Source organism: Parabacteroides sp. CH2-D42-20 (assembly GCF_003670185.1).
GTDB lineage: Bacteria > Bacteroidota > Bacteroidia > Bacteroidales > Tannerellaceae > Parabacteroides > Parabacteroides distasonis.
In genome coordinates this window covers 33,297-46,641 of record NZ_RAYG01000028.1, presented here as the reverse complement: position 1 = coordinate 46,641, position 13,345 = coordinate 33,297, and the positions used below count along the sequence as shown (strand labels likewise).

General features: G+C 47.7%; 9 protein-coding genes. 5 read left to right on the top strand and 4 right to left on the bottom strand.

Translation table 11 applies throughout. From position 1 onward, the window contains the following. The first annotated feature begins 151 nt into the window (after nt 1-151). On the top strand, nt 152-922 hold the full coding sequence (locus tag D7V92_RS16365; RefSeq protein WP_121773325.1) for a UDP-2,3-diacylglucosamine diphosphatase: 771 nt from the start codon (nt 152-154) through the stop codon (nt 920-922). After that, on the top strand, nt 919-2,073 hold the full coding sequence (locus D7V92_RS16360; RefSeq protein ID WP_121773324.1) for a glycosyltransferase family protein: 1,155 nt from the start codon (nt 919-921) through the stop codon (nt 2,071-2,073). Before D7V92_RS16365 ends, D7V92_RS16360 begins: the two co-directional genes overlap by 4 nt. An 81-nt stretch (nt 2,074-2,154) precedes the next feature. Here D7V92_RS16360 and D7V92_RS16355 read toward each other — a convergent pair whose 3' ends face one another. Both D7V92_RS16355 and D7V92_RS16350 read right to left on the bottom strand, forming a co-directional pair. Further along, nucleotides 2,155-3,435, bottom strand: a complete 1,281-nt coding sequence (locus D7V92_RS16355; protein WP_036618257.1) for an O-acetylhomoserine aminocarboxypropyltransferase/cysteine synthase family protein — start codon at nt 3,433-3,435, stop codon at nt 2,155-2,157. A 69-nt stretch (nt 3,436-3,504) separates the two neighbouring features. Continuing rightward, nucleotides 3,505-4,833, bottom strand: a complete 1,329-nt coding sequence (locus tag D7V92_RS16350; RefSeq protein WP_005868477.1) for an MATE family efflux transporter — start codon at nt 4,831-4,833, stop codon at nt 3,505-3,507. A gap of 74 nt (nt 4,834-4,907) precedes the next feature. Here D7V92_RS16350 and D7V92_RS16345 point away from each other — a divergent pair, with 74 nt between their 5' ends. Next, the gene (locus tag D7V92_RS16345; RefSeq protein ID WP_233572867.1) at nt 4,908-5,795 is read left to right on the top strand and encodes a TIM barrel protein; all 888 of its coding nucleotides are present in this window, start codon (nt 4,908-4,910) and stop codon (nt 5,793-5,795) included. 107 nt (nt 5,796-5,902) lie between these two features. On the opposite strand, the gene D7V92_RS16340 is transcribed toward D7V92_RS16345, so the two are convergent. Next, complete coding sequence (locus D7V92_RS16340; RefSeq protein ID WP_005858821.1) at nt 5,903-8,095, bottom strand: glutamine synthetase III; 2,193 nt, start codon at nt 8,093-8,095, stop codon at nt 5,903-5,905. A gap of 145 nt (nt 8,096-8,240) precedes the next feature. After that, on the bottom strand, nt 8,241-10,445 hold the full coding sequence (locus D7V92_RS16335) for a sodium-translocating pyrophosphatase (RefSeq protein WP_121773322.1): 2,205 nt from the start codon (nt 10,443-10,445) through the stop codon (nt 8,241-8,243). Between the two features lie 166 nt (nt 10,446-10,611). Between D7V92_RS16335 and D7V92_RS16330 the strand changes: the two genes are divergently transcribed. Then, nucleotides 10,612-11,448, top strand: coding sequence for a patatin-like phospholipase family protein (locus D7V92_RS16330; protein WP_005868483.1), 837 nt, complete (start codon nt 10,612-10,614; stop codon nt 11,446-11,448). Between the two features lie 59 nt (nt 11,449-11,507). Further along, nucleotides 11,508-13,211: an alpha-amylase family glycosyl hydrolase gene (locus D7V92_RS16325; protein WP_008777935.1), complete on the top strand. Its 1,704-nt coding sequence runs from the start codon at nt 11,508-11,510 to the stop codon at nt 13,209-13,211. Nucleotides 13,212-13,345: the final 134 nt, after the last annotated feature.

Sequence of the window (13,345 nt, the reverse complement as noted above, 5' to 3'; positions counted from 1 at the left end):
AAATGTCATCATAATTTTTTAATATTTAAAGTTAAACGAGAAAAGGCCGGCTTTGTGAAGAGCTGGCCTTTTTGTTATGTCTTTTTCATTAGGTTGTCGTGAACTTGTAATACCGAAAGTGTTCTTTTGTATCATCTTAAACAAGGAAAAGATGATATTAAGAAAGTACTATCCGACTATTGTCCTCTCGGACATCCATCTGGGATCGGAACATTCCCGGACGGAGGAGGTCACCCGTTTTCTCAAGCACGTAGATTGCGATCGATTGATTTTGAATGGTGATATCATCGATGGCTGGCAATTGAAGAAATCCGGTAAACGCTGGAAACAAAAGCATACCGATTTCTTTAAGGTATTGATGAAGATGATGGAGAAAAGGGGTACGGAGATTATCTATGTCGTGGGGAACCATGATGATTTTCTCGACAGCTTGGCTCCTTTTAAGTTCTCCAATATATCGATCGTAAAGGATTATTTACTGAAGACGAGACAAGGAAAACGCTATTTCGTGACACATGGCGATATTTTCGATACGGTTACGACCCATATGCGTTGGCTTGCCATGCTCGGGGATGTGGGATATACTTTTTTATTGTGGTTGAATAAGGTTTACAATCATCGTAGAGAGCGGCAAGGAAAACCTTATTTCTCTTTATCCCAAGAGGTGAAACACCGGGTGAAAAGTGCGGTCTCTTATATCTCGGAGTTTGAGAAAGAGTTGGTACGCTTAGCGGAGGCCAAGCATTTGGACGGGATTATTTGCGGCCATATTCACCAAGCGGCGAACGTATGGTATGGTAATGTGCATTATCTAAATTCCGGCGATTGGGTGGAAAGCATGACCGCTCTCGTGGAGGATGAACAAGGAGAGTGGGATATTGTTACATATAATAATGTACAACTATATGCGGATGCTGTATGAAAATCCTGTTTATCATACAAGGTGAGGGACGTGGGCACTTGACCCAAGCGTTATCCTTACGTCAGAAATTGATGGCCGAAGGACATAAGATCGTTGGTGTGTTGGTCGGAAAAAGCCCAGCCCGCCGTTTGCCGGATTTCTTCTTGAATAAGATACAATCGCCGGTATATCCGTTTGAGAGTCCGAATTTTTTACCGACGGCTAAGAATAAACAAGTGAGTTTGATGCGTAGCATATTATATAATGTATTGCGTCTGCACAAATACATGGGAAGTATCCGTTATATCGACCGGATGATTCGGCAGACGGATGCGGATGTTGTCGTGAATTTCTACGAGCTGTTGACGGGGATGACTTACTTGATTCTCCGTCCGAAAGCGACGATGGTATGTATCGCCCATCAATATCTATTCTTGCATCCGGACTTCGTTTTCCCGAAGCAGAGCACATTGTCGTTGGCATCGCTACGATTTTTTACGAGATTAACGGCGATAGGCTCCGTCAAAAAATTAGCCTTGTCTTTTCGGAAGATGCGTGAGGCGCCGTTGGGAGGAATAGTCGTGGTTCCTCCTTTATTAAGGCAAGAAGTCTTGGATGCGGTTCCCTCGAACGGCAGTTATTTGCATGGTTATTTGTTGAATAGCGGGTTTAGTGAGGAGATCCGTTCTTGGCATTCCCGTCATCCTTCGGTTCCGATGCATTTCTTTTGGGATAAGAAAGATCAGCGAGCCGAGGTGAAAATAGACGATTGCCTTTCTTTCCATCAACTGGATGATACGTTGTTTCTACGTTATATGTCGGGGGCGAAGGCTTATGCTACGACCGCCGGGTTCGAATCCGTATGTGAGGCGATGTATCTGAATAAACCTGTATTGATGGTTCCTACACATATTGAGCAAGCTTGCAATGCTTACGATGCCTCTTTGTCTGGCGCAGGCGTTGTCGCTGATTGTTTTGATCTGGACGTGTTATTATCCATTTCGGAAAGTCATGTGGAGAATCCGGTCTTCCGGCATTGGGTGAAACAGGCGGATTGGCTTATTCTTCGTGAGTTCCGTGAGGATTTGTTGCGTGAGGAACATCCGGTAACGAGCCTAGGGAGGATTACGACAAATTGGGTGGCGCGTCTGGGGAGATTCCTGCCTATCTAGGAACTTATAGCAGTACCGTGCTGTAGATGCAGGTGTGCCATGCTGATGGCACAAGCGTTTCATCAGCATGGCACAGATGTCTTATTTATTGAGCGCTTGCTCAATATCGGCGATGATATCATCGGCGTTCTCGATACCTACAGAGAAGCGGATCAAGTCCGGAGCCACGCCAGCCTCTATCAATTGCTCGTCGCTCAACTGGCGGTGCGTATGACTGGCCGGGTGAAGCACGCAAGTACGGGCATCCGCTACGTGAGTTACGATAGCGGCGAGTTTCAAGCTATCCATAAACTTGATCGCCACCTCACGTCCACCTTTCAATCCGAAGGATAATACACCGCAAGAGCCATTCGGTAGATACTTCTTGGCGAGCTCATGGTACGGGTTGCCTTCTAATTCCGGATAATGCACCCAAGCTACCTTATCACATTTCTGTAGCCACTGCGCTACCGCCAAGGCGTTTTTGCAATGCTGCGGTACACGAAGATGCAAGGTCTCCAATCCCAGATTCAATAGGAATGCGTTTTGCGGGGATTGGATCGCTCCAAGGTCACGCATCAGTTGGCTAGTCGCTTTCGTGATGAACGCTAATTTCCCGAATGCCTTGGTATAGGTCAATCCGTGGTAAGAAGGGTCCGGTTGGCAAAGTCCCGGGAACTTCTCGGCATGCGCTTCCCAATCGAAATTGCCGCTGTCCACGATACAACCACCCACGCTCGTGGCATGGCCATCCATATATTTAGTCGTGGAGTGCGTAACGATATCCGCTCCCCATTCGAACGGACGGCAATTGATCGGCGTGGCGAACGTATTGTCGACGATCAAGGGTACGCCATGATTATGGGCGATGCGGGCAAACTTCTCCACATCCAATACCATAACGCCCGGATTGGAGATCATCTCGCCGAACATCGCCTTCGTATTCGGGCGGAAAGCCTTGGAGATCTCTTCCTCGCTCGCGTCTTGATCTACGAACGTGCATTCGATTCCCAGCTTCTTCAAGGTAACGGCCAGTAGATTATAAGTACCTCCATAAATGCTGGTAGCGCTTACGATATGATCGCCAGCCTCGCAAATATTGAAGAAAGCGAAAAAGCTAGCGGCCTGCCCGGATGAGGTCAGCATAGCGGCCACGCCACCTTCCAACGCCGCGATCTTGGCGGCTACAGCCTCGTTTGTCGGGTTTTGAAGGCGGGTATAGAAATAGCCGCTTTCCTCCAAATCGAACAATTTAGCCATCTGCTCGCTCGTCTCATACTTGAATGTCGTGCTTTGATAGATCGGGAGGACACGGGGTTCTCCTTTCTTGGGTTGCCAACCGGCCTGTACGCACAGGGTTTCCGGTTTGAATTTGTAATCCATATAGGTTGTTTTTTAATTGAATGTCATTTTAATCGCGAATGTACGGAAAATCGGTAAGAATTGTTCCGCTTACAAGATCTTCTTCTGTAAGATACTGAACCAAATGAAAGCGACGACACCTTTTAGCATGCTGGAAAGGCTGATCGCCCACCAAACACCCGTAATACCCAGTCCCGCTGCCGCTAGCCCGATGGCCAAAGGTATGCGTAAGGTGTTACACGAGATGCTGATGATCGCCGGCGGAACCGTTCGGCCGGTACCGTAGAACATGCCTTGCGTGGTAATCTCCAGCATCATGAAGATCATCGAATATCCGTCGATCCGGAGAAATATACCACCGGCCTCATAAGCGGCTTGCTCCGGCACGATCAGCGAGAAGACCTCGCTACCGTAAAAGACGAATAACAACGTGCAGAGTACGCCGATGATCGAAGTCATTTTAAGCGTCGTATGATAAGCGGTCAAGATACGTTCTTTCTTGCGTGCGGCGTAGTTCTGTGCGGTGAAAGCGGAGAGGGCCGTACTGAAGCCTTGTGAGGTGTTCCATGCGATCGCCTCCATTTGTCCGCCTGCCGTAAGCGTCATCAAACCGATATGCCCTCCGTAGGTGGAAGCTGTACGGGCCATAAAAAGATTGATGATCGCGAAGAACGTATTTAATAACGCTACCGGCAGGCCCAATTGGAAGATCCGCTTGGTGTAGCGTTCCTTTAAACGGACAAAGAAAGGGAATCCCCCGAACAATTTATTGCGGCATTTCAGCTGATAGACGAATAGTCCGCAAACCACCGCTTGGGAGATCCACGTAGCCCAAGCCGCGCCCGCCGTGCCCAAATGGAAGCCGAGTATAAATAAAGGATCTAGCACCATATTCAGTAAAAGACCTGTTCCGCTGATATAAAATGGAATCTTACTCAATCCTGCCGCATTATGAATCCCGGTAAACGCCGCCGAGAGGAAGATAAATGGGAATGCGGAAGCGACGATTCTCAAATATTCCACGGCGTTCAATGCGATCGGTTCCTCCAGTTTGTAGAAACCGATAATCGGATGAGCGAGGACGAATAGCAAGAATCCCCAACAAAGCGAGAGGATCAAGGCGATCGTTAGGTTATGGGAAGCGAATCCTCGGGCATCTTCCACGTTTTGCGCCCCGATACTTTGCCCGACACTCACCTCCGAGCCTACTTTATTCAAGTAAGAGATCGAGTTCGTCATCCAAGTAAGGATACCAACGGCGCCGATAGCGGCTACGGCCTCGCTTCCCAACCGGCCTACCCAAGCCATGTCGGTGATGCTATAGGCCATTTGGATAAATGAGGTACCCATGATCGGCATCGCCAGATTGAATAGTTGCCGGGAGATGACCCCTTCGGTCAGATTCTTTGTTCCTTGCATGATCGTTTGTTTAAATGTGCGCAAAAGTAGAAATAATTTTGCTACCTTTAGCGACGTTAATCTTAAAGAATAGTATGATGATAACGAGACGGAATTTTTTGAAAGCGGGTGCCGCTGTGGCTGCGCTGAGTGTAGTACCGAATGGCTTTGCCTCTATCTTGGCTAAGAAAGAGAAAGCGATAGGTGTACAGTTGTATAGTGTCCGGGACGACTTGAAGACGGATTTTGACGGTACGATGAAGGCTTTGGTGGATATCGGTTATAAACGGATGGAAGCCGCCGGTTACCGGGATGGCAAATTCTATGGGAAATCCCCGGCCGAGATGAAGAAATGTCTGGCGGATCTGGGTGCCCGTATGGTAGGTTCCCATACCGGAAGCGGTTTGCTGGCGGAGGGTGATACCAAGGGATGGGACTTCTGGAAAAAGAATGCCGCCGATACGGCAGAGGTAGGCTGTAAATGGATTGTTCAGGCGGGTTATCCCTCCAAAGATATCAAGAGCCTTTCGGACGTGAAGCGTTTAGCGGATCAATTTAATAAATGTGGTGAGATCGCGAAGGCGAACGGGTTGCGTTTCGCTTTCCATAACCATGTGGATGAATTCCATGAGTTGGAAGGAAAGATCCCGTTCGACGTGATGATCGAGAATACGGACAAAGGGCTGGTTACTTTCCAGATCGATACGGCTCAATTAGTGTATGGCGGTTTTAAATGTCATGATTACGTGAACCGTTATCCCGGTCGTTTCGCCAACTGGCACTTGAAAGACGCGAACGCAGATGGAAAGGGCAGCACAGAGATGGGCGCCGGAATCGTAGACTTCAAATCCTTATTCGCTGTGGCGGAGAAAGCCGGATTAGAGGATTACTTCATTGAGCAAGAGCGTTATAATATGACACCGTTGCAAGCGATGAAACATGATTATGACTTCTTGATGAATGCTTCTTATGTGAAGTGGTAAACGGGAGTATAGGCGTAGCCTTATGCCAGTATCGGTGTAAGGCTGCGCCTATATCAGTGTGAGGCTATGCCGATACTGGCGCAAGGCAACGCCAGTACGGATGTTTTTTATCGGATAAACAGGAGTTCCCTATACTTCGGCAACGGCCACATCTGGTTGTCCACCATCAGTTCCAGATCATCGATATGGTCACGGATCTCATCCAAATAAGGGGCTACCGAGTCGTGGTAAGCGATCGCCTTTTCCCGCATATCGGTCAAGCGGTTCGCTTTCTTGCGGGCCTCTACCATCTCATCCACTTTCTTGGTCACGGCACAGATATGTCCGGCTATCTTACGAACCAAGCGACGGGGTTCTTCCGACATATTGCGGAATTCCGGGTCATCGCCGAATGTCTCTTTCAACTTCGCTATATTATCCAGCAATACGCTCTGGTAGCGAACGGCTACCGGGATGATATGGTTCAAGGATAAATCCCCTAATACCCGAGCCTCGATCTGTACCTTTTTGATATAGACTTCCCATTTTACCTCATTACGCGCTTCCAATTCTTTCTGGGTAAGTACGCCGGTAGACGTGAACATCTCGATCGACTCCGGTTTAAGATAAGCGTCATATTGCAAGGGAACACTATTTTGACAGTCCAGACCCCGCTTGGCGGCTTCCTCTTTCCATTCGTCGGAATAACCGTTCCCATCGAAACGGATCGGCTTAGATTCCTTGATATAGGCTTTCAGCACCTTGAAGATCGCTACTTCCTTGCTTTTTCCTTCCGCTTGCAAAGCCTCTACGTCCTTCTTGAATTGTTGCAATTGATAAGCTACGGCGGAGTTCAACGCTAACATGGCCGATCCGCAGTTCACGGAAGAGCCCGGGGCACGGAACTCAAAACGGTTTCCGGTGAAAGCGAAAGGAGAGGTACGGTTACGATCCGTATTGTCCAACAGCAGTTCGGGGATCTGCCCGAAGCCAAGATGCAAGCCCTTTTTATCGTCTACCTCGATAGCGTCCTCGATAGAGCTATTCTCGAATTTATCCAAGATCTCGCTGATTTGCGTTCCGAGGAAAGTGGAGATGATAGCGGGAGGTGCCTCGTTCGCGCCTAGGCGGTGCGCGTTCGTGGCGGAAGCGATACTCGCTTTTAATAAAGCGTTGTATTTATAAACGGCCATGATGGTGTTCACCACGAAGGTGATGAAGCGCAGGTTGTCCTCACGGTCTTTACCCGGAGAGAATAAATTTACCCCTTTGTCTGTTCCCATAGACCAGTTACAGTGTTTACCGGAACCGTTTACCCCGTTAAATGGCTTCTCGTGCAATAATACACGGAAATTATGACGGCGGGCTACCCGTTTCATGACCGACATCAATAATTGGTTATGATCGTTGGCTAGGTTACATTCCTCGTAAATGGGAGCTAGCTCGAACTGATTGGGGGCTACCTCGTTATGGCGGGTCTTTACCGGGATACCTAGTTTATAACATTCGGTTTCCAAGTCTTTCATGAATTCTTGCACACGAGAGGGGATAGCGCCAAAATAGTGGTCGTCTAATTGTTGGTTCTTCGCGCTCTCATGTCCGAGCAAGGTACGCTCGGTGAGTGAGAGATCCGGACGAGCGGAATACAAGTCCTCGTCAACAAGGAAATATTCCTGTTCCCAACCTAGGTAAGTAATTATCTTATTGACATCCTCATCGAAATACCGATATACGTCCTTGGCGGCTTCTCCCAATACTTCGATAGAGCGGATCAGCGGGGTCTTATAATCCAGCGCTTCACCGGTATAAGCGATAAATACGGTTGGGATACAAAGTGTGTCATCTACGATAAAAGCGGGAGAGGAAGGGTCCCAAGCGGAGTAGCCGCGGGCCTCGAAGGTATTGCGAAGTCCACCGTTCGGGAAACTGGAAGCGTCCGGTTCTTGCTGGACGAGCAACTTGCCGCTGAATTCCTCGATCATGCCGCCGTTACCATCGTGTTCTACAAAAGCGTCGTGCTTCTCGGCGGTGCCATCGGTAAGCGGTTGAAACCAGTGGGTGTAATGAGTGACTCCTTTTTCCAGTGCCCACATACGCATGCCGGCTGCCACATGATTGGCGATTTCCCGGTCGATAGGTGTGCCATTGTCAATGGCGTGGGTCAAGGCTTTGTACGTTTCCTTGGAGAGATATTTCTGCATCGCCTTCCGGTTGAAGACATTCTCGCCATAGTACTCAGATACTTTGTGTTCGGGAGTAACGGCTTCCACGGCCTTTCGGTTGGATGCCTTCTCCACAGCATTAAAGCGTGAGATTGACATTGTTGAATTGTTTTATGTTTTTACGACGCAAAAATACAAAACAGTTGACAATTGACAGTTGACAATTGACAATTATTTAGTTTTCTCTATTAATTTGTCAATTTACTTCTCTAACTGTCAATTGCCAACTACTAACGGGTAACTATTAAAACAAACTCCAAGCCACCGTCAATCCCGCCATCACGATCGCTACCATGCTCATCAGCTTGATAAGGATATTCAAACTCGGGCCGGAAGTGTCTTTGAACGGATCGCCAACCGTATCGCCGACAACGGTTGCCTTATGCGCCTCGCTACCCTTGCCGCCGTGGTTTCCTTCCTCGATGAATTTCTTCGCGTTATCCCATGCTCCTCCGGCATTCGCCATGAATACGGCTAATACGAAGCCCGTGCTTAATCCACCGATCAATAATCCGACAACGCCCGTCACACCAAATATGAGTCCGGTTAAGATGGGGGCGATAATAGCTAAAACGGAGGGAAGTACCATTTCGTGTTGCGCTCCTTTCGTCGAGATCTCAACGCAACGGGCATAATCCGGTTGTGCCTCTCCAGTCAGAATACCCTTGATTTCCTTGAACTGACGGCGAACTTCCTCCACCATGTGCCCGGCCGCACGCCCTACAGCATTCATCGTAAGGCCACAGAACATGAATGCCATCATGGAACCTAGGAACATTCCGGCTAAAACCTTAGGATTCATTAAGGTAACATCATAATATACCATAAAGTCCGAGAATGAGGCTTTAGATATTTCGATACTCCTGCCATCGGTAAAATTCAGGACGGTCTCTCCTAAACGGAGCAAACCGATCTTGATCTCTTCTACATAAGAGGCCAACAGAGCCAAGCCGGTTAACGCGGCGGAACCGATAGCGAAACCTTTACCTGTAGCGGCAGTCGTATTTCCTAATGAATCCAATGCGTCTGTACGCTTGCGGACTTCTTTCCCTAGGTTACACATCTCGGCGTTGCCTCCGGCATTATCCGCTATGGGACCGTAAGCGTCTGTAGCCAACGTAATACCTAAGGTCGATAGCATACCTACGGCCGCTATACCGATTCCGTATAATCCCATGCCCACGTTCGTGAAGTCGAATCCAGAGGCGAACAAGAAGGAACAAATAATACCGACCACGACGGCAAGTACCGGGATGGCCGTAGAGAGCATCCCCAGTCCGAGACCGGAGATAATAACCGTTGCCGGTCCAGTCAGTCCCGCTTCGGAGACGAGCCGGGTCGGTTTATAGGATTGGGAGGTATAATATTCCGTCGCCTGCCCGATCACGATTCCGACTAGTAGACCTACGATCACGGAACAACCGATCCAGAACCAATTCTCCATGCCTAATACATAAAGAATCCCGAACGTGGAGATAGCGATCAATACGGAACTCAAGTTCGTTCCTATGGCTAAGGCTTTCAATAGTTGCTTGATCGTCGCGTTCTCATTCGTACGGACGGCGAAAATACCAATAATAGATAAAATGATACCGACAGCAGCGATAAGCATTGGGGCGACAACCGCCTTATATTGTAATTCTACGCTTCCGGAAGAAACGAACGCGGCGGCTCCCAATGCGGCGGTCGCTAGGATGGAACCGCAATAAGATTCATATAGGTCGGCTCCCATACCGGCGACGTCACCTACATTGTCGCCTACGTTATCGGCGATTGTCGCCGGGTTACGAGGATCATCCTCCGGGATCCCAGCCTCAACTTTACCTACTAAATCCGCTCCGACATCGGCGGCTTTCGTATAGATTCCTCCTCCCACACGTGCGAACAAGGCTTGCGTGGAGGCACCCATTCCGAATGTAAGCATGGTTGTCGTGATAATGGTGAGTTTATGGGTCGGGTCCAAAGCCTCGTCTGGGATGAAAGCATTTAACAGGATATACCAGAATGAGATATCCAGCAATCCAAGTCCTACAACGACTAAGCCCATGACCGCCCCGCTTCGGAAAGCGACTTGTAAGCCTTTGTTCAAGGAAGTGCGGGCTGCGTTCGCCGTACGGGCCGAGGCATAAGTCGCTGTCTTCATGCCTAAGAAACCCGCTAATCCGGAAAAGAAACCTCCTGTCAGGAAGGCGATCGGGACCCATTCGTTTTGCACATGGAAGCCATAGGCCATAATAGAGAATAAGATTACTAGGACAACGAAAACCGAGGCGACTACTTTGTATTGCTGTTTCAGATACGACATCGCCCCTTCACGCACAAAGGAGGCGATCTTTTTCATCAACTCAGTTCCTTCACTCTCTTTCATCATCTGCCTGAAGAAGTACCAGGCAAATGCTAGCGCTAGGACAGACGCTAACGGAATAATCCAGAAAATACTCGTAATCATAACATGGTAGATTTAATGTTATACTTAAGAAAACAATGTGACAACACCTTTGCTTTCCGTGTAAATGTAGCAAAAATAAAAGAGGATGGAAACTTTTTCCCTAATAATAATGTTTCTAATTAAAAAAAACAGCATATTTGTTACCAGATTAAGAGACAAGAAATAAATGGCAGAAGAGACAAACCATAAACCCTATAGGTTGGGCTTGGCGCTTAGCGGAGGCGGAGCGAAAGGTTTTGCGCATATCGGAGTATTCCGGATGATGGAGGAATGCGGGCTGAAGCCGGATATCATAGCCGGTACCAGTGTCGGATCCTTAATGGGCACCTTGTTTGCCGATGGCTATTCGGCGGCGGAGATCCAAGAGCTTTTTACCGGACGTGAGTTCTCGGAATTCGCCCAGTTGCAGATTCCTAAGGCGGGTTTGTTCGATAGTAAGCGCTTTCGTTATTTCTTGAGGCGACACTTGCGGACCAAGAACATCGAGGACTTGCAGATTCCGATGGTGATTGTCGCGACTGATTTGGATAATGGCGAAAGCCATGAATTTAGGAGTGGTCCTATTGTTGAGGCGGTGACAGCTTCTTGTAGTATCCCGATTATTTTCAGTCCAGTAGTCATCAATGGCGTTCATTATGTAGATGGAGGATTATTTCACAACTTTCCGGTCTCCATCATCCGTGAGGAATGTGAGCGTATTATCGGGGTGAACGTAAGCCCGTTGATCCCGCAAAAATATAAGCAGACCATATTCCATATCGCCGAGCGCTCTTATCATTATATGTTCCGGGCAAATACGCTGGAGGATCGAGAGATGTGTGATGTCTTAATAGAGGCGGAGGAGTTTGGCTTATATAAGACATTCGATCTTGAGAATGTAGACGTGATTTGTAATATTGGCTATTCCGCCGCTGCCCGTTGCTTTGAGAAAGTGTTGGATGAGAATAAATATGAAACCTTGGTGAAAGCGATCGCGGCAAGAAAGAAAGGCCTGATGCCGTGACAAATCGTCTGTCTGGACAAAACGCTTTCCCACAAAAACTTTATATATAGATGAACGCAATGGAACAAAAAAACAAGATGGTAATTTATCAGGTATTCCCGCGTTGGTTTGGGAATCTGCGACCATCTCCTGTAATGAATGGTAGTTTAGCCGAGAATGGAGTGGGTAAGTTTTCGGCTTTTACTCCTTTGGCTTTATCCAAAATCAAAGAACTAGGTGTTACTCATGTATGGTATACAGGGGTGATAGAGCACGCTACAAAAACCGATTACACCATGTTTGGCATCCGGAAAGACCATTCTGCCGTAGTAAAAGGTAAGGCCGGATCTCCATATGCTATAAAAGATTACTATGATATAGATCCGGATTTGGCGGATAATATCCAGAACCGTATGAGTGAGTTCGAGGATTTGGTGAAACGTACGCATGAGGCTGGGATGAAGGTTATTATCGATTTTGTACCCAACCATGTGGCACGTCAATATTTCTCGGACGCACGGGAACCTTTCGTGGAGGACTTAGGTCAAACGGATAATGTGTCCAAGGCTTTTGATGTGAATAATAACTTTTATTATCTTCCGGGACAGACCTTGACGCTTCGTTTTGATCCGCAGCGTGAGGAGGATTTTGCCTATAGTGAGTTTCCGGCGAAGGTGACCGGTAACAATCATTTCGATGCCTATCCAAGCCAGAACGATTGGTATGAAACGGTGAAGCTGAACTACGGCGTGGATTATATGCACGGTGGTGCTTGCCATTTCAATACCATTCCCAATACGTGGGAGAAAATGTTGGAGATCTTGTTGTTCTGGGCTGATAAGGGGGTGGATGGTTTTCGTTGTGATATGGCTGAGATGGTCCCGGTAGAGTTTTGGAACTGGGTGATTCCTCAGGTGAAGAAGGTGCGTGATGTGATCTTTATAGCGGAGGTGTATAATCCGGATGAGTATAGGAATTATATTTATACGGGACACTTTGATTATTTGTATGACAAGGTTGGTCTTTATGATACGGTTCGTGCGGTGATGTGCGGACAGGCTCCGGCTAGTAATATATCGCATTGTTGGCAATCGTTGGAGGGAATCCAGAAAAATATGTTGAATTTCTTGGAGAATCACGATGAACAGCGTGTCGCTTCTGATTTTTTTGCGGGGGATGCTCGTCCGGGTATTCCGGGCATGATTGTCTCCGCTGCCATGAATACGAATCCGGTTATGATCTATAGTGGTCAGGAACTTGGCGAAAGAGGAATGGACGCGGAAGGTTTCAGTGGACGTGATGGCCGTACGACCATCTTCGATTATTGGAGCGTCGAGAGTTTGCGAAACTGGAATAATAATGGACTCTTTGATGGGGCTAAATTAACGCCGGCAGAACGCTCGTTGCGTGAGATGTACGCTAAGTTATTGAATGTGGTACGATCCGAGCCGGTTATTGTCGAGGGAGCGTTTTATGATTTGATGTACGCGAACTCCGGTAATCCTTATTTCAATCCGAACCGTCAGTATGCGTTCTTGCGCAAATGGAAGAACGAGGTACTTCTGGTTGTCGTGAATTTCGACCGTGCCGACCAATGTGTATGGGTAAATATCCCGGTCGAGGCATTCAAGGCTCTTGATTTTGAGGATAACAAACCGGCTGAATTGACCGACTTGTTAACCGGGGAAACGACTATCAGTACGCTAACAGACGCTTATCCTTATCAAGTGAAACTCCCTGCTTATTCCGGTAAGATGCTAAAGTTCTCTTTTCTCCATAAATAAGAGCTTTCTTGAAAAGTTTAGGTGTGCTGTATAGATAATTCGTTGGTGGAGTTAGGTGGTTGATACGGGACATCTAGCTTCATCGGGCAAGTAACTTAAGTGAAATGGCAAAGTAACTTAACATACTTGCCCGA

What these genes read in the sequence shown, in the direction of transcription:
- D7V92_RS16360 (WP_121773324.1), top strand. Translation starts at nt 919, where the DNA reads ATGAAAATCCTGTTTATCATACAAGGTGAGGGACGTGGGCACTTGACC.
- D7V92_RS16325 (WP_008777935.1), top strand. Translation starts at nt 11,508, where the DNA reads ATGGAACAAAAAAACAAGATGGTAATTTATCAGGTATTCCCGCGTTGG.
- D7V92_RS16365 (WP_121773325.1), top strand. Translation starts at nt 152, where the DNA reads ATGATATTAAGAAAGTACTATCCGACTATTGTCCTCTCGGACATCCAT.
- D7V92_RS16335 (WP_121773322.1), bottom strand. Translation starts at nt 10,445, where the DNA reads ATGATTACGAGTATTTTCTGGATTATTCCGTTAGCGTCTGTCCTAGCG.
- D7V92_RS16330 (WP_005868483.1), top strand. Translation starts at nt 10,612, where the DNA reads ATGGCAGAAGAGACAAACCATAAACCCTATAGGTTGGGCTTGGCGCTT.
- D7V92_RS16345 (WP_233572867.1), top strand. Translation starts at nt 4,908, where the DNA reads ATGATGATAACGAGACGGAATTTTTTGAAAGCGGGTGCCGCTGTGGCT.
- D7V92_RS16340 (WP_005858821.1), bottom strand. Translation starts at nt 8,095, where the DNA reads ATGTCAATCTCACGCTTTAATGCTGTGGAGAAGGCATCCAACCGAAAG.
- D7V92_RS16355 (WP_036618257.1), bottom strand. Translation starts at nt 3,435, where the DNA reads ATGGATTACAAATTCAAACCGGAAACCCTGTGCGTACAGGCCGGTTGG.
- D7V92_RS16350 (WP_005868477.1), bottom strand. Translation starts at nt 4,833, where the DNA reads ATGCAAGGAACAAAGAATCTGACCGAAGGGGTCATCTCCCGGCAACTA.